The 18,719-nt window shown below is 65.8% G+C and carries 14 protein-coding genes; 10 read left to right on the top strand and 4 right to left on the bottom strand.

Annotated elements, in window-relative coordinates:
- Positions 1–21: 21 nt before the first annotated feature.
- Both PLU72_16320 and PLU72_16315 read right to left on the bottom strand, forming a co-directional pair.
- On the bottom strand, positions 22–897 hold the full coding sequence (locus PLU72_16320; GenBank protein ID HOT29743.1) for a hypothetical protein: 876 nt from the start codon (positions 895–897) through the stop codon (positions 22–24).
- The gene (locus tag PLU72_16315; protein HOT29742.1) at positions 894–1,382 is read right to left on the bottom strand and encodes a hypothetical protein; all 489 of its coding nucleotides are present in this window, start codon (positions 1,380–1,382) and stop codon (positions 894–896) included. Before PLU72_16315 ends, PLU72_16320 begins: the two co-directional genes overlap by 4 nt.
- A gap of 286 nt (positions 1,383–1,668) precedes the next feature.
- Here PLU72_16315 and PLU72_16310 point away from each other — a divergent pair, with 286 nt between their 5' ends.
- The 5 genes from PLU72_16310 to PLU72_16290 all read left to right on the top strand — a co-directional run bounded on the left by PLU72_16310 (position 1,669) and on the right by PLU72_16290 (position 7,460).
- Positions 1,669–2,229, top strand: coding sequence for a hypothetical protein (locus PLU72_16310; GenBank protein ID HOT29741.1), 561 nt, complete (start codon positions 1,669–1,671; stop codon positions 2,227–2,229).
- A 195-nt stretch (positions 2,230–2,424) separates the two neighbouring features.
- Entirely contained in the window at positions 2,425–3,285 is an 861-nt protein-coding gene (locus PLU72_16305) for a hypothetical protein (protein HOT29740.1), read from the top strand.
- A gap of 77 nt (positions 3,286–3,362) precedes the next feature.
- Positions 3,363–4,721 (top strand): hypothetical protein, encoded by a 1,359-nt coding sequence (locus tag PLU72_16300; GenBank protein HOT29739.1) that lies wholly within the window; start codon positions 3,363–3,365, stop codon positions 4,719–4,721.
- Positions 4,722–4,756: 35 nt separating this feature from the next.
- A complete protein-coding gene (locus PLU72_16295) occupies positions 4,757–5,296 on the top strand; it encodes a hypothetical protein (protein ID HOT29738.1) in 540 nt (179 codons plus the stop codon).
- Positions 5,297–5,381: 85 nt separating this feature from the next.
- On the top strand, positions 5,382–7,460 hold the full coding sequence (locus PLU72_16290; protein HOT29737.1) for a hypothetical protein: 2,079 nt from the start codon (positions 5,382–5,384) through the stop codon (positions 7,458–7,460).
- Between the two features lie 6 nt (positions 7,461–7,466).
- On the opposite strand, the gene PLU72_16285 is transcribed toward PLU72_16290, so the two are convergent.
- Complete coding sequence (locus PLU72_16285) at positions 7,467–8,705, bottom strand: hypothetical protein (GenBank protein ID HOT29736.1); 1,239 nt, start codon at positions 8,703–8,705, stop codon at positions 7,467–7,469.
- Between the two features lie 137 nt (positions 8,706–8,842).
- Here PLU72_16285 and PLU72_16280 point away from each other — a divergent pair, with 137 nt between their 5' ends.
- Both PLU72_16280 and PLU72_16275 read left to right on the top strand, forming a co-directional pair.
- The gene (locus PLU72_16280; GenBank protein HOT29735.1) at positions 8,843–9,787 is read left to right on the top strand and encodes a M55 family metallopeptidase; all 945 of its coding nucleotides are present in this window, start codon (positions 8,843–8,845) and stop codon (positions 9,785–9,787) included.
- Between the two features lie 23 nt (positions 9,788–9,810).
- Positions 9,811–10,815 (top strand): two-component regulator propeller domain-containing protein, encoded by a 1,005-nt coding sequence (locus PLU72_16275; GenBank protein ID HOT29734.1) that lies wholly within the window; start codon positions 9,811–9,813, stop codon positions 10,813–10,815.
- A gap of 58 nt (positions 10,816–10,873) precedes the next feature.
- On the opposite strand, the gene PLU72_16270 is transcribed toward PLU72_16275, so the two are convergent.
- Complete coding sequence (locus PLU72_16270; protein HOT29733.1) at positions 10,874–11,881, bottom strand: ketoacyl-ACP synthase III; 1,008 nt, start codon at positions 11,879–11,881, stop codon at positions 10,874–10,876.
- Between the two features lie 246 nt (positions 11,882–12,127).
- Between PLU72_16270 and PLU72_16265 the strand changes: the two genes are divergently transcribed.
- The 3 genes from PLU72_16265 to PLU72_16255 are packed head-to-tail and all read left to right on the top strand — an operon-like array spanning position 12,128 to position 18,589.
- Positions 12,128–13,762: a hypothetical protein gene (locus PLU72_16265; GenBank protein HOT29732.1), complete on the top strand. Its 1,635-nt coding sequence runs from the start codon at positions 12,128–12,130 to the stop codon at positions 13,760–13,762.
- Positions 13,763–13,778: 16 nt separating this feature from the next.
- Positions 13,779–16,784 (top strand): hypothetical protein, encoded by a 3,006-nt coding sequence (locus PLU72_16260; GenBank protein ID HOT29731.1) that lies wholly within the window; start codon positions 13,779–13,781, stop codon positions 16,782–16,784.
- Positions 16,781–18,589 carry an FHA domain-containing protein gene (locus PLU72_16255; protein HOT29730.1) on the top strand — a complete coding sequence of 603 codons (1,809 nt, stop codon included), beginning with the start codon at positions 16,781–16,783 and terminating at the stop codon, positions 18,587–18,589. The genes PLU72_16260 and PLU72_16255 overlap by 4 nt, the downstream gene beginning before the upstream one ends.
- Positions 18,590–18,719 lie beyond the last annotated feature (130 nt).

The following is an 18,719-nucleotide window of genomic DNA, read 5'->3' as shown; positions in this document are numbered from 1 at the left end:
TCTGTGCGTGCGAGATTCGTTTCAGTTGCCGAGGAGGGGCTTGTCGAGATTCCGTTCGGAAACGGCGTCCGGCTCTATATCGGTATCGGGCGTTGCCGGTGCTTCGGGAGATTCCGCGGGTTCAGTCTTCGGGGCGTCGGGAACCGGCGGAGCCTCGGCCGGGATCACGGGCGCCGGTTTCGACGGGTCGAAGCCGTTCGCCATCCGGAGCGTGATGACGCGGCGCAGGTAGACGCTTTGCCGGGAAAGGGGAAGCGAGAAGTTCTTCGACGCGGCCTGGCAGACGAGTTCCATCTCGGCCAGCGCCTCGCGCTTCTGCCCGCGCGCCTCGAGAACGTAACTGCGCCCCATGCGCGCGTCGAGCGACGACGGGTCGATCGCCAGGGCGTGCTCGTAATCGGCCATCGCTCCGTCGGCGTCTTTTTTCACGAGGCGGATATTGCCGCGAATGAAATACCGCCGGGCAAGGGAGGCGCCTTTCCCGGTTCCCGAGGGATCGGCGAGCTCGAGCCCCCGATCCATGTCGGCCAGGGCCCGATCATGCGCCTTCGCGCGGAACAACGCTTCCCCGCGGGCCAGATAGCCTCCGGCATACTCGGGCCGAAGCGCCACGAGTTTGTCCAGGTCGGCCAGGGCGCGGTCGAACTCGTTCCTGTCGCGGTTCGCCGCGGCACGGCACTCGTACGCGGAGCCGAGCTTCTCGCCGGAAAGGCCTCCGAAGTTGATTGCGCGGCTCGCGAACCTGATCGCCTGGTTCGGATCGCCCTTTTTCAGGGCGCCCCAGGCCGTATCGACGTCGGCCTCGCCGTCGAACACGCAGCCGGCCGCGAAGATGAGCGGAATGAACGCCATGACGAGGAGAAGAACGCGAGAGATGCTTCCGGACGGGGATGTCATGATGCTTCTCCTTCCGGTTCGGCTTCATGCGGCGCGTTCCCGTCGTCTCGGAGGGCGACGGCGAGGAGAATCCACATGACCAGCGCGTCGAGAACGACGCTGAACAGCCACAGGAAGCCGGACATGCCGCCCGCGTAGGAGCGAACGCTTCCCATTGCGGCGAACGTTTCCACGCCCTTTCCCGACGCGATGCCGCCCAGGTAGGCCAGGGGCTCGAACCACGGCTGCGCGAGACCGATTCCAGCGATCTGACCGGCCCAGAACGCGGCCAGCAGCGGCAGGGTCCAGCGCCAGACCGAGGCGTTCGACTCCGCAGAGCCGGCCGGGTCGGGCCTCACGCGATGAAACAGCCAGCCGATGATGCCGGCGCAGGCCGCCCCGTGAAAGATGACCAGAAATCCCATCCAGTACCGGAGCCAGCCGGCGGCGATGCCGACGAGGGCCGTCACCGCGAAGGCCGTCAGGATATTCCGGAAGGTAGCCATCCAATCCTCCCTCTCCGCATTGTGAATTTCCCCAAGTGTAACAAAACGCAGAGGCCTTCGACACATCGATGAAGAAGATGTCGCAGATGAAATCCTGTGAGTGATTCACGATTCGCTCGTGCCGGGGAAGTGTGGAAACTCATGCGCCCGCCCTGCCGGAATTTGGACAATCTCCGGCGATGCATTCCCGGTTTTTCGCTTTGCAACCGGCTATTTCGAGGTGGCATGGAAAATGCTTTATCACCGCTTCCTCAACAGAGTTTTGAATCGATATGGAGGTTCTTTCGTGAAGTCGTTGTTTCGGACCGTCTGCTGTTTCGCTCTGATCGTTTCGTTGCTGTTCCAGGCCGCGCCGCAGGTGCTGGCCCAGACGTGCGACGTCCATGCCGTCCTGAACGGCGCCCATGCCGCGCTCGAGGAGGCCCGCTGCGCGATCGCGTGCAGCACCGGGTATGCGTCGCTGCAGGTGGCGACGAGATACCTCGATCAGGCGAGAAACATCGTCGGGACCTACGCGTTTGCCGGGTGCTACCGCCACCTCGCGTCCGATCTGCGCCGCGGCATCGACAAGGCCAAGGTCCAGATCCTCTGGAACGACCGGGGCGACGCGCTCGAGATCGTCGTCCGGCTGCTCAGGACCGTCGAACGGGCCCAGGCCAACCCCGCGGCCCATGCCCGGGACACCCGATCGGCCGCCGGCGCGCTGGTCGCCGCTCCCGTCGCCGCGGGCCTGGGCGCCCTGCTCCTGGGCCTGTTCCGCGGCTGGAACTGGGGCCAGGTGTCCACCGGCACCGGCACGCAGTTGAGCAACATCTTCACCCTCAACAACCACGTGTTCACCCACTGATATCCGCTTTCCCCGCCGAAAGGGTCCCCCGCACTCCCGCCCGAGTGCGCCGGGGCCCTTTCTTTTTCGCGCCGCGCCCCGGATTTCCTTTTGACTTTCCGCCTGCGTTCCGCCACAATAGGCGCCGGAAGCGTACGATCGGGGCATCATGCGGGTCTCGATACATCCGGTGCGACGGCGGGAGAACTTGTGTATATGATAAAATATAATAAAGCTTCGAACATGAAGAGCCTTTTCGTGCGGTGCGCGGCTCTGCTGGCTCTTGCCGTCGTGATGACGGCGTTTCCGGCTTCGGGCGAAGAGGCGGCGCGAAACGTCGCATCCGAGACGGAATTCTGGACGGCGCTCGAGAAGGACGTCGCCGCGACGCTGCTTCCGATCGCCCCCGACGTCGATGCGTTCAGACTCGGCCTCGCGGTCGGCCAGGGGGAGCAGATCGTCGGAAGCGGCACGATCAGCATGAAGAAAAACGACCATGCGTTCCTGGAACTTTCCGCTCCGAACGCTTTGTTCCGGTATCTGGCCGTCGGGGCGACGGCGACCTGCCTTCTCGATCTCGGCGGCACGCAGACCCTGTTCGTCTCGGGCCCCGGGCGTCAGATTCCGATCCCCACGGTCAGGATCGACCGGTCGGCGGAAGGGGAGTTCGCGATGAACCTCGTGATGAACCTTACCGCGCTCCTCGCGACGCGGCCCATCGATATCGGCGTGCATCCCCAGACCCCGGCGCATATCGCGAAAAAACTGCGCGAGACCCACCCCTGGTGTCTCGAAACCCCTTCCGAACTTCGGTTCTCGAAAGAGCAGGCGGCTACGCCGACCGTGATCATCAGCCGGCGCGACGGGCTCATCACCGCGTTCGAACTGGTGTTTCCGCAGGACGGCGCCCCGCCGGTCCGCGTGCGCGTCGATCCCCTTGCGCTCGGTGCCGCCGCGCAGCATCCCGACGTGGCCGGCCTGTTCCCGCCCGGACGAATTCCCGAACCCGGCGCCGACACCCTGATCACGTTCATGCACGGCTTTTACAATGTGCTCTCGGGAATGATCCCGAAATAATTCCCCGACCCCCCCGTTCGATCAGTATGATCATGGAACCCCGTACGGGGAGCTCGGCCTTTTCCGGAGAGGAACGCATGAAACATTCGATACGCATCGGTTCGCTGCTTCTGGCGGCAGTTCTTTCGGCAACCCTGGCCTGTGGCCAGACCGCCGGGACGAGCCGCACGCCGGCCGCCGCGCAGTCTCGCTCCGAATCCCTTTCCCGCGTCGAGTCATCCCGGGAGTCGTTCGAGTTCGTTTTTTACTATCAGCGGATCGACGAGGTCATTCCCGTTCAGCAGGGAACGCCCGGCGCGGCTGTCGCAGCCGTCCGCGAGCACGCGTCGAACGTCAGGCGCGTTCCGGCTGCCGATTGGCGAAAACGCCTGCTGAAGGCCGATCTGACCCGTGAAGGCCGGCAGGACGTCACGTCAAACGACGAGCGTTTCCGGTACAGGGTGTTCGTCACGAAGGTGCGCGACGAGGCGCATCTGCTGCAGTTGATGGGCGCGGACCCCGATCCCTCGGTTCTGTCGGACGGCCAGCGCGCCCTTCTGGCGGCCTATCGCCATGCGAAGGAACAGGCGCTGATCGAGCGGATGAAGCAGGGGGCCCGGAGCAGGGTCGAGGTGGTGCTGACGGACGTCAACGGCCACAATGACAGCCATGTGCTCCGCGATTTCTGGCCGTACAGCAACGGCGACCTGCTCCAGCTCAGCTCTCTGAAATTCAACGCCCCCGACGGCGAAGACGAGGCCCGCTCGACGTTCGTGCATGAGTGCGCCCACTCGATGGACCGCGCGCAGGCTGAGCGCGATGCGCCCTACGGCCCGGACGGCACTCATTACATCAACGAGGCGATCAAGCCCCGGGCGGCGTTCATGGAAGGCTGGGCCGTGTTCCTGCAGATGCACGACTCGCCCGAACGCGCCTCGTGGTGGCCCGTCGTCTGTGAAGACGTGAAGATCGAGCGCTCGAAAGGGGTCTACGAAACCGCTTCGGCGACCGCTCTCGACGGAATGACGCTGACCCGGGTCGAGGGGATCATCGGGCTCGCGTTGTTGAATATATCGAAACTTCCGGGCGGCATGGACAAGCTCTTGCTCTCGTTCCGCGCGACCAACAAAACCGATCGCACGCTCGGGGATTTCCTGAAAGACTATGTCGCCAGGAACCCCGACCAGGCCCCGGATGTCGTGCGAATCTTCGATGACTGCACACGCGGAAAACTTTCCGACGACGAGATGAAGCGGTTCCTTGGAAGCGGCGATGCCGTGAAAGCCTTCCTGCAGGCCCGACAGGCCGCCGCCGAAGCTCGTGCCGCCGGGTCGTCCGCGACCGCCGTGCCTCCGGCGGAAACCGCCCAACCTGATGACGGAGCGACCGGCGAGGATGTCAGCGTCGGCTCGAAGAATCAGCGAAGCCCGTTCCTGGGCGGAACGATCGAACCGTAGATGCACTACCACAACAAATACGTGGAGACCAGATTATGAAGCCGTTGTACAAATTTGTCGCATGTTCTCTCGTCGCGATCGGTGCGCTGGGAGCAGCCAAGCTGTTGCCGGCGTCCGAGTTCCGGTATCTCGTGCCCGGAAACATCGTCATGACCCTCGAGCCGAGTCCCGATGCGATCGGGCTCGAGTCGCTGCCCCTGACCGCAACGGTCCGGGCGAAGGTCGGCACGCCGAAAAATATCGACGTCTTTTTCGAGTCGACCCCCGATCTGAAGGTGTATCCCGAAAAAATGAGCCTTTCCGCCCTCGCGACGGAACCGCTGAAGACCAGGGTGACGATCACGAAGACGGGAACGCCGCCGAAAGGCGTCGAGAACGAGTCCTGGATCCGCATGCGCGTCGTCTACGAGCCTGATTACGAAAGCCTGCTCCAGATGGTCGAGAATCCATCCCGGTATCCCGACCCGAACGAACGCCAGCGCCTCGTGGACCGGATCATGAAAAATTCGGAAAAGCGCGCCCGCCAGACCGACGCCGTCCGGTATTTCCCGGCCCTCCATACCCGGGAGAACTGACATCTGACCCCGCAGGCCGGGGTACTCCGGGATCCGCCCTCTGCGGGTATAATGAAAAGAAATTGAGCGTATCCGGAGGGTGAGTATGCGACGTCTGCGAATCGGAATTGCCGGTGCCGTGCTTGCGCTGGCCCTCCTCGCCGCCCCGTTGTCGGCGTGGGGGCCGATGACGCACCTGGCCGTGAATACGTGCGCCTGGTCGCAGGCCGCGCTCGATGCGCGACTGCTGCGGGCCGTTCCCGAAAGCATGAAAGACCTGTTCATCGGCGGCGGTCCGGCCCCCGACATCAAGTTCAACGCCGGCGACGGGTTTCCGCGAGAGTTCCACTTCGATCCGGAAACCATCCTGCGAATGGTCGATCTGGCGAAGAACGATCCCCGCTACGGCCTCGCCGACGTCGCGATGGCTCTGGGCTGGGCCGGTCACCTGTTCGCCGAGGTCCCGTCGGCGCACACGAGCGAAGGCTACCCTTCCACCAAGCTCACGGTGCCGCTTTCGAATGCGGGGTATATCAACCATCAGCTGTGTGAGCTCTGCACCGACATTCTCGTCTACCGCGACATGAGGGAAGCGTTGCGCAAGGCGTCGGTGAGCTTTCCGGTCCGCCTCCTCGAAGCTTCGATGAAGGCGGAACACGAGCGCGATTCGAAGATCGCCACCATGTCCGCCGAACGTCTCAAGACGGCCGGAAACGCCTTCCTGCCCACCGCCGTCGGGGTCCGGACCATCGCCGACTACCTCCTCGAGGAACGGCCCGAGCTGCTCGACGAGATGGACGCCTTCTACGGCGAACGGCGGGAACATTTCGACCGGAGCGTGAGCGACGTCGCGGCCATGCTGCGCGAGCACGGGCTGCTGAAGACGGCCAAGGCCTCGTCCGAGAGCGCCGACCGCACGTATCGCGTGCGGGTCCCCCTCGAAGGGACGCTGAAGGATAAAACAAAAACATTCGTATATAACGCTCTGTATAAATCTCTGCGCACCGGCGCGGCGAACGATATCTTCACGTTCGTGGCGTGTCACGCGATCGACGGCATCGTCTCGAACGGCCTCAAGGACAAACTGACGGAGGTCGCGGGCAAGGCCGTCGGCGGCAGCATCGCCGGCGACAAACGGCACCAGCAGATCGTCATCCGGTTCGTCAGCGGGCTTCTCGCCCGTCACGACCTCACCTTCCCCGAAATCATCGCGTATGCCATCGAGGGCATCGAGACCGATCCGGCGTTCGTCGCGAAGCGACAGAAACAGTTCGCGGCGCTCGGCCTCGCGGCCGACGGCCGCCGGAGATACGGCGCCGCCGACGTCTCGGCCGCGATCGCCGAGGTGAAGCGCATCGAGGATGTGCGGCGCGAATGGCCGTGGTTCTGGCCGTTCCGGCCGTCCCTCGAAAAGCTCGCCGAAGCCCGCTCCAGAGCCTCGCGATTGATGGCCTGCATGATCCTCGACGATGTCGCCGCCGCGCCGGTCCTGAAAAGCCGGGCAGAGGCGCTCCTGAAGGCTGACCGCGCGCTTCGCGCGGCGATGTGGAACTCCCGCTCGACGAGCTGGTTCAACCCGGTCAAAAAGTGGAATGCCCGGCAGGAGTTCGAGAAAGCCGAGGCCGCCCTGGCCCCGCAGGAGCTGTTCTTCGCCCAGTTGATCGCGGTGCAGCAGGAGATCGGCACGGGAGCGGACCGTGCGGCGAAGCTCGAAAAACTCTGGAACCAGGCCGACATACGGCGCCGCGAGATCGCGACCTGCCTCGCGAACGCCCGCGCCGCCCTCGCGAAACTCCCGATCACCCGCCTCGCCGACCGCGAAAAAGTGAAAGACGAGATCAGGAATCTCGAAAACGACGCACGGGCCGCCGACGAATACGTGGCCGCCCTCGAGATGCTCCGTAAAACAGGCTCCGCGCCGGCCTCCGACACCGCCTCCGACACGGCGGCCGTCTCTTCGGTCGCCCTCTCCGTGAGCGTGACGCCCTCGGTCACGATGCCGGAAAAATACGCCGGACGCACCGACCTGGAGCTTCGCCGCCTCCGCGAGGCCGCCTACAAGACATACACGGCGCTGACCCTGTCCCGTGCGACGGACGACCCGGAAGTGACCGCGGCCCTGCGGGAACTCCGCGAGATCGACCAGGCCCGCCGCGCCCTCGAGGCGATGCAGGGAGCGAAGTGACCGCCCTCAGACGTCCCTGGTGAGAAGCCCGGAGCGCTGAGGCTCCGGCCGGTTTTTCCGGAACGCTTCGAACTCCCGTTTGATCTCGAGGAGCGTCGCTTCCGACGAGCCGGTACCACCGAGGTCGAATCCCTTCCCCTTCGGAGGACTCGCTTTCAGGTAGTAACTCTTCGACCCCTTGCTGCCCCGCTGGATATCGATCCAGAGCCGCAGATCGGCGAAGGGCGCCAGCCGGGTGCGGGAAAGCGAGAACAGCCCGCGCGAATACTCGTACAGGAAACCGTCGCGCTTGTCGGCCACGTAGAAATACTCGACGCTGCGCCCCACGTGGACGAGCATGCAGAAGCCGAGGAAGAGGACCGCCTTCAGCTGGTCCACCCGGAACTGGTGGTCGCCGCCGAACACGTTGAGAACGACGATGGCGCCCACGGCATACAGCACGAACAGGAGCAGCGCGATTCCCTCGGGGCCCCCGGTCATGTCGAAAATGTAGCAGACCGACGGCATCCGCTCGATCTGTTCCCGGAGCGAGCGCTTCCAGGGAATGAACAGCGTCGTGAGAAAATACACGATCGCCGCCCCCGCCAGCATCGCCGCCAGCCGGGTATTGCTGAGAAGCTGGTCGCGCGGCACTTCCGAGACGATCAGCGGCTTTCCGGGCTTGCCCGAGAGAAGGACTTCGCCGTTCGATTCGTGCGAGGCCACGCCGATCAGGTGCAGGCGGGTCGGCGCGAAATACGTCGTCCGCAGCGTTCGCGACCTCGGGCTGAACGATTCGAAGGCGGGAAAGACGTCGAACCGCGCGGAATGATGCGAGTAGAGGCGGTCCGGGGAGCCCGCGAGACGGACGACGCCGGCCGGCGTATCCACGGTGTATCTTCTCGAGCCCCTGATGATCCGGTCGGTGATGGTGTGGGTGTTCTTTCCGCGCTTCTCGGAGTGCGTGAAGGTCGCTTCGAACATGAGCGTCTCTCCAAGCCGCAGCACCTTGCGAAAGGCTTGCTCGAAGGCCGGATCGTCGGACTTCAGATCATGTGGGATCACCTTGCCGGTGAGGCACACATACTCGCCCTCGCGCGGCTGATCGGTCTCACTGGCCGCCTTGAAAGCCTTCGAGGCCTTCAACTGGTCCTGGATGACGTCGACGAGGAGATACGCGATGATGATCTGCAAAACGAAGATGACCGCCAGCGCCCAGCGAAACCCGTCCCTGCGCGTGACCCGCACATTGCCGTTCTCGAACATGGCTCCCCCTCCCCGGTCGTGTTCCCTTTCCAGTATGCCCCCGCCCGCCTCCACGACGCAACATCTGTTCTTCATCCGCGTCTCATCAGTCGTCGATCTGCGAATGCGTTCCTGAATCGTGTTACACTTGGGGCGTCATGAATCGTGTCGTGAAAGCCGTTGCGCCGGGGCGGCGGGTGCTGCTGCTGGTCGATATCGAGGGCAGCCCGGCCTGCCGGAACGGGGCCGCGTCGCAGCTCGGCACGCCGGAATGGGCCGTCGCATGTCGCGAGCTGACCCGCGATGTCGACGTCGTCGCGAAAGCCTTTTTCGACGCGGGCGCAACCGACGTCCGGATTCAGGATTACCATCGGACCGGATTCAATATATTTAGATATAATATAGACCGACGGGCCGTGCTCCGGCAGGGATACAAGGCCGGGCCGGTGCCGGGAATCGGCCGTCTGCCGCCGGCGGATACGCTGGCGATGATCGGGTTCCACGCATCCTCCGGCAGCCCGGGGTTCCTTCCGCACACCCTGACGTCGCGGTTCGCCCGCGTGACGATCGACGGAAGGCCGCTCTGCGAGGCGGAGTTGTTCGCCGGCGCCATCGCGGCCGCGCAGACATCTGGCGGGCCGGCCGTCCGGGCGAGACTGTTTTCCGGCTGTCCCGTGGCGTGCCGGGAGGCATCGGGTGTGATGCCGGGAATTTCTATCATCCAGAGTATAAAGCTCGATCCGTCGGATCCCCACGGGAGGGAGAGGCTCGCCGAATGGCGGGCGGCTCTTGCCGCGGCGGCGCGCGAATCGCTCGCCGCTCCCGGCGCGGAGCCGCCGGGCGGAAATGGCCCCTTCCGGATCGAAGTCGAGATGCGCGACGGCGCCAGCGCCGCGTCGGCCGTGGCGGCCCGGTGGGGACTGGAATGTTCGGGAAGCACGGTTTCCTTTACGGCGCCGAACCGTCTGTGCGTCTTTCAGCGGCTGACCGACATCGCCTACCTTTCGCCCTGGATGAAACCGGCCATTTCCCTGCTGCTGCGGCTGGCCGACATGCGCGGCAGGCGGGCTCTCGATGCCGCCTCAGCGATGGCTCACCCGTGACGGCGCGAAGGACCGGAGAGGGGATGGCCCGGCATGGATCGGCCTGGTGGGGCGCGGCCGTTCTCCTGCTGGCGATCGTGCTCCTCCGGCCATGGAGCGACCGGACATCGACGGCTTCGTCGCCGCCGGGATGGCTCACGCTGGCCCGCGCCGGCCAGTTCCGGGCGTTGCAGCTCGAAGGGGAGCGGCTCTGGGCCGGCGGCCGGGACGGCCTTCTCCTCGTGGACTGGCGGCGGGGCGTCGAACTGCCCCTGCCCCCGGAAACACCCTCGTTGAGCGGGATCGAGGCGCTCGCCATCGATGCGTCCGGCACGCTGTGGGTGGGCCACGAGCTGGGCCTGACGGCCCGCATCGGCGGAAGATGGCTCGCGAATCCCTGCGGACTGTCTCCCGTCAAGGTGATGGCCCTGATGATCACGAGAAGCGGCAGGCTCTGCGCGGGCACCTGGAACGGCGCCGCCTGGCTCGACGGCGACGGCTGGCGAACGATGACGGCGCGGGACGGACTCCCGCATGACCGGATCAAGGCCCTGTTCGAGGATTCAGACGGCGGACTCTGGTACGGCTCCTACGCGGCGCCCGCCGGCGGTCTCGTGCGGCTCGCGGGCGGCGGCGCAACGGCGTATCTGCCGCCCGACCGACTTCCGCACGCGAACGTGGTCGCGATCGCCGAGGACCGGCGCCGTCGGATCTGGGTCGGCACGGGTTTTTTCGACCGGGGCGGCCTCACCTGCATCGAGGACTGGGCTTCTGAAACGCCTCGCTGCAGAACGTTTGGAAAGGCCGACGGCCTCGCCGGCCAGAAATGCCGCTCGATCTTCGAGGACCGGCGCGGCATCCTCTGGTTCGGCTCGGAAATGGACGGCCTCGCGCGCTACGACGGCGCGACGTTCACCGTCCTGACGGCCCGCGACGGCCTCGGCGGAAACGAGGTCATGAGCATGCTCCAGGACCCCGACGGCAATCTCTGGTTCGCCACCAGCGCCGGCCTTACCCGCCTCGCCTCGGTCAGCCCCCTGTTACGGTGATACGGCCCATCTGGCCGGGTGCGGGTTCGAATTCCGCCCCCGGCCGGAGGTGGGGAAATCAGGCCGCGGGGTAGTCGTCGGGAAGGCGCACGGCGGCGGCGCACTGGTTATAGCCGACGCCGGAGCCGATGAAGACGACGAGATCGCCCCCCTTGATCTTTTTCTGCGTGACCGCATCGTGGAAGGCGACGGGCAGGCAGGCCGAGCCCATATACCCCCACTTGTCCATGATCTTGTGCGCCTTTTCGAGCGGCAGGCCGAGGTCGCCCATGACCTCGTCGATCGTTTTGCTGCGGACCTGCGTGAAGATCAGGTGATCGATCTCTCCGAGCCCGAATCCGCCGTTCTTCGCCGCCTCGCGGACGAGATACGGCCAGCCTTCGCGGTTGACCGACGAAGGGAACTTCTCGACGAATCGCACCTGCGTCCGGCCCGCCTCGACGGACTCGGCCGTCGCCGGCTCCGCCGTGCCGCCGGAGAAGATGCCCCAGCACCGGGAATACGAGCCGTCCGCCCGATAGGCCGACGAAATGAAGCCGGGCTTGTCGGCCGCGCTGACCACCACCGCGCCCGCCCCGTCGCCGTAATAGAAGCTGACGGGATCGTTGGCCAGATCGGCGAGTTTGTGCATCATGTAGACGCCCACGACGAGAATGTTGCGGATCTGCGGTTGCGTCGCGATGATCCCGGACGCGATCGTGAGGCCGGTCGGAAAACTGGCGCAGGCGCAGCCGACGTCGAACGTGCCGGCGTTCTTCAGGCCCATTTTGTTCTGCACAACGACCGAGGTGGCCGGGGTCAGATAGTCGGGCGTGTCGGTGCCCAGGATCAGAAGGTCGATCTCGTCGGGAGTCACCTTCGCGTGCTCGAGCGCGGCGCGGCAGGCCTGGACCGCGAGATCCGACGCGGCCCACTCCTGCGGTGCGTAAAAACGGGTCTTGATGCCGGTGGCTTCCTCGGACTTCTTGATGGTCTCCGGGTCGAAACGGGTGTAAAACTCGGCGTTGGGATGCTCTTCGGACGGGATATGCATCCCGCTTCCCCTGATGACGGCGTGACGGCTCACCTGGACGATCCTCCTGGATGAATGAAATGACGGGAGTGGCGCTGCAAAATGTGTAAACTCTTTATTCATAGCTGATTTCAGAATTGCGATATTGCGTTGCAAAAACCCGCGGGTGATACTACCCGAGACTCCGGGAAAAATCAACCACCGACGTTTGCGTCATATCCACTCATTGATTTTATCCGCGGGAAGATTTAGGCTTGATCCGGACTCATTCCAGAGGGAAGCGAGAGAAAACCGGGACCGATGTCCACATTTTCGGATATCGAAAAACAGTACCACCAGCTCGCCGGCCAGCACGAACGGCGGGAAATCGATGACGCCGCCTTCGTCGAGGCCGTGAACGCCCTTCGCACGACCGACAGAGAGGGCCGCTGGTGGCAGATCGAGGCGGGAACGGGGCAGTGGCTCTGCTGGGACGGCCATGCCTGGCAGCGGGGGACTCCGCCCGGGGAGCGTCGGGCCGGTCCCGCGGCAGCCGGCCGGCGACCGGATGCCGGCGCGCCGGTCACCGCGAGAGATGCTGGCGGAACCGCCGCCGGGCAGGCCGGGGCCGTGTCGCTCGCCGCCCTGCCGGGGTATCTGACCATCTCCTGGACCGCCGTCGCGAAACAGACCCTTGCGGGGCTTCCGATGCGGCTGTTCACGGCGGTCAAGGCCGCGCTCGTCGCCTGGTTCGTCCACACCTACCTGATGGCCGTCACGAACGAGGGGTTCCAGGACAGCTCCTGGGCCGGCAAGTTCATCGCCTGCGACGGATACAAGGACCAGGCGGTCTACGCCTGGACGATCGGCGGCGGGTTCCTGTGGTTCGTCTGGTCGAGACTGCGCGCCTCCGGTTTCGCGGCTGGCCTGCGGCGGGTTCTCGCGGTCCCGGGCTCCCTGCTTCCGCATTTCAGGCACGCCCAGAAACCGAACTTCGCCGCCCTCGGCTGCGGCATTTTCGCCGGGTACTATGCTAGTTCGTATATATCAATGCAAACGCAACTCGCCGTCAGCTTCTGGAGTCTGACGACGCTCGGGACGGCCTTTCCGCTCCTGCTGGCCTCGCCCGTCGCGGGGCTCGTCTCCGGGGCCGCGCGGTTCCTGCCGCCGAACGCCGCCCCCGCCGGAGGATTCGCCGGGATCGCCTGGCCCGCGGTCATCCAGGTCGGCTGCCTCGGCCTCGCCGCCGGCCTGTTTTCGCAGGCGGCCTGGGAGTGGGGAACGACGCTCGCCTGGGCGATCATCATCGGCTCGGTGTTCGCCATCGTCACCCAGGGCGGGAAAGCCGTCCCCGTGTCGCCCCGCGTCTCGCTCCTCCTCGGGGCGGGCCTGACGGCGCTCGCCTGGTATCTCGGCCACGATCAGGCCGTCTGGGCGCACGACGGCGGCTGGTCCGAAGGGGTGAACCGGAACGATTCGATCGACAAGCAGCTCGTTTCCTGGATCAACAGCCAGGGGGCCACGGAGGCGATGAAACGCGGCATTCCCCCGGCGATCGGCGCCGGCGCCGGCGCCGCCGTCGTGGACAGCGGCACGAAGACGACCGTCTACTGTCTCCAGGTCAACACCTACGACATGGCGGTCACGCCGGAACAGCCGGGTGAGCTTCTCGCCGCGGTCTGGAAGAGCGAAAACGGCGGGCCGACCGTGCCCGCCTCCGACGCGGCCATCTCGATCTCGTCCGACGGCTCTCAGTGGCTGACGCTGTCGAGCGCCGGCGGGGGCTGCCGGGCGACTTGCATGGTCGGCCAGAACGCCGCGGCGCCCCTTCCCGCGGGACAGGCGCTCGCACCGGCCACGGTCACCGTCGTCGGCAGCGGCGGCGGCCAGACGTGCACGGCGTCCGTCCGGGTCACCCCGGGCGGCGCGGCGGCCTACGTCCTCGAAATCTACTGAACAGGAGCGCGACGCGATGGCACCCGATGCGGGAAAGACGTTCGATATAGCGTATGATACATCATCGAAGCGCTGGACGCCCGCGCGCATCCATATCTGCCTGAAAGCCCTCGACCCGACGACGAAAACCTACGAACCGTGCGAGATCGCGAACCTCGGCGTCGCCGGAACCCCCGAAAACTGGCTTTCCTTCTCGATGTCCCAGCAGGACAAGGTCGTCGTCGCCGACGTCTCGGTGACTGACGAGTTCGCCCGCGCCCCGGGCGAAGCCAAGTTCGACAAGCCGATTCCCGTCACCGTCCAGGCCTGGACGCCGAAGGACGCGGAAGGGAAACAGCAGAAACTCGAGGCGACGTGCGCCGTGCAGGTCCAGGCCCCCGGCATCGCGATGGGCTGGACCGTCCGGCCCGAGGAGTGCTGGAAAGACGGCCAGATCTGGCTCCCGGCCGATGCGAAGACCGTCGCGACTCTTTCCGTCTGGGTCGAACAGCCCGATCCCGAGTCGGGCCAGGTCTACCGCGCGCCGGACGATGCCTACCAGTTCACCTGGCAGTGCGATCTCGACAAAGGGCTGCTCGTCTGCACCGACGCCCAGAAGGACGTCCTGCCGGCCGACAGCCACTGGCAGACCCCGAAACCGCGCGGCGACCTGAAGGAGCCCGTGGCGGGGACCCTTCGCGTGTTCGCCTGGAGCACGGCCGGGCAGAAAAAGCGGCCCGACGGCGAGCTGAAAATACCTGTAAGTATCTATTCCCCGGCCGTCAAGCCCGTCGTGACGTTTTCCCCCGAGCTGCCGGCCCTGGCCGGCGTTCCCGTGACGATCGCCCTCGAGCTCGTCGAGGAGTCCCGCGGCGAGCCGGTCGCCGACACGGCCGTGGCGCTCGCCTGGAGCGGCGCCTCGAAGGGAAAGCCCGTCGGCGCGCTGACCCGCGACACGGGGCGCACCGACGCGAAGGGCATCGTCGAGTTCACCTACACGCCGCCCGACGAGCTCGTCTACAAGCCGGGCATGCGCCTGTTCGACGAAATGCAGATCGTGATCGGCGACGGCGAGGCCCGGCGCGCACTCGACACCCCCGTCGTCGTGCCCCTCGCCCCCAGACTCGCCGGCTTCATCACCATCAGAAAGAAAGGGATCTGCGACGACAAGGACGCCGTGCCGTTCGAGATCGCCCCGGACCTGCTCAAGGGCCCGGCGGTGGAAGGCTCCGTGTTCCTGCCCTGCGAGATGCCGGAAGAAAAAACCGTGTATTTCCCCGTGGCCAACGCGTCTCTCTCCTTCGCGTTCGGGCAGGCCGGCGGCCCCGGCCCGACGGTCCGAAGCGGTTCCCAGGGCGCCTTCAAGCTCGTCCTTCCCGAACTCGAGGACGCGTTCCGGCGGGCGAAGCTCGAGGCCCGGCCCGTGAAGCTTCCGGCGGATCCGGAGGCCGGGGATGTCCCGATGACGACACTCCACGCCGAGGCGGCGGCGGCCATCGCCGATTTCGAAGCCCGGTTCGACGGCACCCGCATCAACGCGAGCCTGTTTTCCGACGGCTTTTTCACGGAGGTGCGCAGATACCGCAAAACCTTCTGCGAGCAGATCGCGAAGATGACCGAAGACAAGTACGAATCGGCGCTCGCCGGAGTCGGCCTCGTCGCGGCGGCCCTCGAAGGCTCCTCGATCTACTTCCGGCGCTTCAAGTGCCATGAAGACCTCACCCGCGACCGGTTCGAGAACTTTCTCAAGAGCCTCATCAACATCGGCCTGAGCGTCGCGAGCGCGAGCGACAATCTCAAGAAACTCGGCGGCTGGCTGCTCGAGAAGGGGCAGCGGATCGTCCAGTGGCTCGCGAACACGCGGTTCGGCAAATGGCTGGTGCGCGGCGCCTCGTGGTTCGGCGACCTGGCGAGCCAGTTCATCGGCCCGGTGAGAAACCAGCTCATGCCGTATCTGAAAAGTCTGCAGGACAAATTCTACGCCCTCCTCGAACGGCTGGGAAATCTCGGCCGCCGGATCCGCACCACCGTCGGTGGCATCATCGACAGTCTCATGGAAACGGTCTCGAAACTTGCCGGTGAACTCCAGGAGCGCATCTCGGGCTTCCAGTCGAAACTCTCGGAAGCCGCTTCCCGCTGGGACGAGCTGAAGGAATGGGCCGCCAAAGCCGCGAAGGAAGCCGCCGAGAAGATTCCAGACTGGATTTCCGCGTTTTGGGAATCCCTCAGAAGTGTGTTCTCGACGGTCCTGGAGATCGTCGGACACCTGCTTTCGTCACTGGGAAACCTGTGCCGGACCGCCCTGACATCGGCGTTCGCGTGGCTCTGCAGAACCGGTCGCACGCTCCTCGCGCCGCTCATGGAAAAGCTCGCCGAATACGGCGATGAGGTGCTCGCGAAGGTGGCGAAATTCCTCGAGGCTGACCTGAAGCGGGTCGCGAGTGAAGTCGAGGACTGGAGTGGTAGTTTCACCGGCTCGGGCATCGGCAAGATCATCGATACGGTGATCGGCTCGATCATCGATGCCGTGATCGGCTCCGACCAGGCGAAGGATAACAAGGAAGTGATGATGGACGATGCCCGGATGCGGCTGAACCTGTTCGGGCGGGAGCCGACGAAGGTCGTCGGCTTCGTCCACGTGATGGCGAAACATCTCGATGCCCCGAAGGACTGGGAGGCGCGGCGCCACCGGTTCGCGATGGAGGTCGGTGACCTGTCCGCGGATTACGGGGACTACGAGAAGGCGACGGCCACGATCGACGAGGTGATGGATATCGTGAACACGCTCGTGACGGTCGGTGGCCTCGCGATCATCCTGGTCGGCATCGTCGTTTCGGGCGGCGCGGCGAGTGCCGCGGCCGCCTTCCTGGCCAAGCTGACCGGCAACATCGAGAACGCCTTCACGATCATCAAGGCGGCGATGAGCGATCTGCCGCAGGTCTGCGTGGCCGTCGTGCTGATGGTCATGCTCGTCGTGCGGTATGACTGCCTTGTGACCCAGCTCGTCATCGGTCCGCCGGCGGGCGGGGGGGCGACGGCATGAGCGGCGCGACCGAACTCGTCCTGACCGCTTTCGAGCCGGCGCTCGAAGAACTCGCGCGGCGCGTCGATGCGGGGGCCGACCCCGCCGGCACTGTCAACGCCGCGCTTGCGCTGTTCCAGGGAATCGCCGCCACGGCGATGCTCCCCGGCGGCGTTCCCGGGACCCCGGGCGAACAGGCGGCAGGCCGCTGGGACGGCGTTTTCGAGGACGGAAGGCTCAGCCTGCTCCGGCCCGGATACCAGTTCTCGGCGACGCTCGGCGTCGGCCTGCTCCAGACGGCCGTGATGAACGGGCCGGCATGTATAACATGGATGATATTACGAAGCGGGAAAGGGCTCCACGTCACCGTGAAATCCCCGACGGGCGGCACCCTTCACGACCTGCTGATCGGCCTTGCCGGGGACGTCCGTGACGAACGCGACACGACCGGCAAGCTCCGCCGCGCAAAAGAGGAGTTCGACGAGATCGCCCGCCGGCCGATCGAGTCGCTTCCGAACGGAACGCCGGGCGGCGGAGCCGGCCCGGCCGCGGGATCCTCCGTTCCCGATCTCGGGGGCATGCTCGGCCAGGCCGCGAAAGGGGCCGCGGCGGCGGCGGCTGGCGCCGTTCTCGCCGCGGCCGCCGGATCCGTCGCCCGGGCCGCCGCTTCGGCCGTCGAACCCGGAAAAACGGGCGGGCCGCCCGCGCCGCCCCCGCCCGCGCCGAAACCCGCGCCATCCCCGGTCCAGGCCAAACCGCCGGCCACGCCGGCCGCACCTTCCGCGCCTTCCGCACCGGGTCGCGGCCCGGTTCTGACGCTTCGTCTCGAAGACGGACGGCCGGTCGAGATCCCGTCCTTTCCCGCCGTCATCGGCCGCTCCGACGAGACCGAGATCCGCCTCGACAGCAACCGGGTCAGTCGCCGGCACGCGCAGATCGAGTCGGATGCCGACGGCTTCTGGCTGACGGACCTCGGCAGCGCGAACGGCTCGTTCCGGAACGACGTCCGGCTCGACTCCCGCACGCGCCTCGAGAACGGCGACCGGCTGCGGTTCGCCGATATCGTCCTCCGCGTCGATATCAGCGGAGGCGCATCTCCGGCCGCCGCCATGGCGACGGTCGCGTTCCGTGTCCCCGAAGAACTTCATCCGCTCCCGCCGCAGAAATCGCCAGCGCCTCCGCGTCCGGCCGCTCCTCCGCCCCCGCGCGCAGCGGCAACGCCGCCCGCGCCGCCTCGGGCACCTGCGACGGCCCCGCCTCCGCAGGCAACTCCCGAACCCCCCGCGCCGCAAGCCGCGAAACAGAAAATTCCGTGTCCGGCCTGCGGACATCGCTGCCCGCCCGAATCGACCTTCTGTCGGGCCTGCGGAGCCCCTCTTGCCGCTTCCGAAACGCCTCTCGCCGTTTCCGGCGCCGATGCGCCGGCTCCGCTCCCGGAAGAAACCCCTCATCGTCAGGCCCCGTCGCTGAGCTTCCCCGGTTTTCTGTTCGGCGTCTTCTTCACGGCCCGGCTTGCGACGCTCGCTTTCTCCCTCTCCCCGGAAATCCTCCTCGAGGAACGGATGCTCAAAAAGATCCTCCTGGGCTATGGATTCGCAGGAACGGCGTTCGTCACGGGCGCGAAGGGCGGCCTGCTTCGATTCGTCGCGCTGCTGCTTGGTCTGGCATACGGCTGGTCGGGGGTGCCCGAACTCGGCACCCTGGTGATGCACGTCGCCTCCAACCCCGAGATGATCGACGTCGTCGCGCCCCGCCTCATCGCGGAAGTGCTCTCCCTCCTGTCCGCATTCTGGGTTCTGAAGAGGTCTTTCGGTTTTCCGAAATGAAACCGGCGGCGTACATTCGGAAAAACCCGCAAAACCTTGTTGACCGGATGTTTTCACCTCTGGTAAGATTGCGACTGTAGTGACGTTTGTCCATATCACGCAGAGAGAGTTCCGGTTCATAATCGACGTC

This window comes from Candidatus Ozemobacteraceae bacterium (genome assembly GCA_035373905.1).
Taxonomy (GTDB): Bacteria; Muiribacteriota; Ozemobacteria; order Ozemobacterales; family Ozemobacteraceae; genus MWAR01.
This window is presented reverse-complemented; position numbering and strand designations above follow the sequence as displayed.

What these genes read in the sequence shown, in the direction of transcription:
- PLU72_16305 (HOT29740.1), top strand. Translation starts at nt 2,425, where the DNA reads ATGATAAAATATAATAAAGCTTCGAACATGAAGAGCCTTTTCGTGCGG.
- PLU72_16265 (HOT29732.1), top strand. Translation starts at nt 12,128, where the DNA reads ATGTCCACATTTTCGGATATCGAAAAACAGTACCACCAGCTCGCCGGC.
- PLU72_16255 (HOT29730.1), top strand. Translation starts at nt 16,781, where the DNA reads ATGAGCGGCGCGACCGAACTCGTCCTGACCGCTTTCGAGCCGGCGCTC.
- PLU72_16300 (HOT29739.1), top strand. Translation starts at nt 3,363, where the DNA reads ATGAAACATTCGATACGCATCGGTTCGCTGCTTCTGGCGGCAGTTCTT.
- PLU72_16315 (HOT29742.1), bottom strand. Translation starts at nt 1,382, where the DNA reads ATGGCTACCTTCCGGAATATCCTGACGGCCTTCGCGGTGACGGCCCTC.
- PLU72_16260 (HOT29731.1), top strand. Translation starts at nt 13,779, where the DNA reads ATGGCACCCGATGCGGGAAAGACGTTCGATATAGCGTATGATACATCA.
- PLU72_16285 (HOT29736.1), bottom strand. Translation starts at nt 8,705, where the DNA reads ATGTTCGAGAACGGCAATGTGCGGGTCACGCGCAGGGACGGGTTTCGC.
- PLU72_16280 (HOT29735.1), top strand. Translation starts at nt 8,843, where the DNA reads ATGAATCGTGTCGTGAAAGCCGTTGCGCCGGGGCGGCGGGTGCTGCTG.
- PLU72_16290 (HOT29737.1), top strand. Translation starts at nt 5,382, where the DNA reads ATGCGACGTCTGCGAATCGGAATTGCCGGTGCCGTGCTTGCGCTGGCC.
- PLU72_16320 (HOT29743.1), bottom strand. Translation starts at nt 897, where the DNA reads ATGACATCCCCGTCCGGAAGCATCTCTCGCGTTCTTCTCCTCGTCATG.
- PLU72_16295 (HOT29738.1), top strand. Translation starts at nt 4,757, where the DNA reads ATGAAGCCGTTGTACAAATTTGTCGCATGTTCTCTCGTCGCGATCGGT.
- PLU72_16275 (HOT29734.1), top strand. Translation starts at nt 9,811, where the DNA reads ATGGCCCGGCATGGATCGGCCTGGTGGGGCGCGGCCGTTCTCCTGCTG.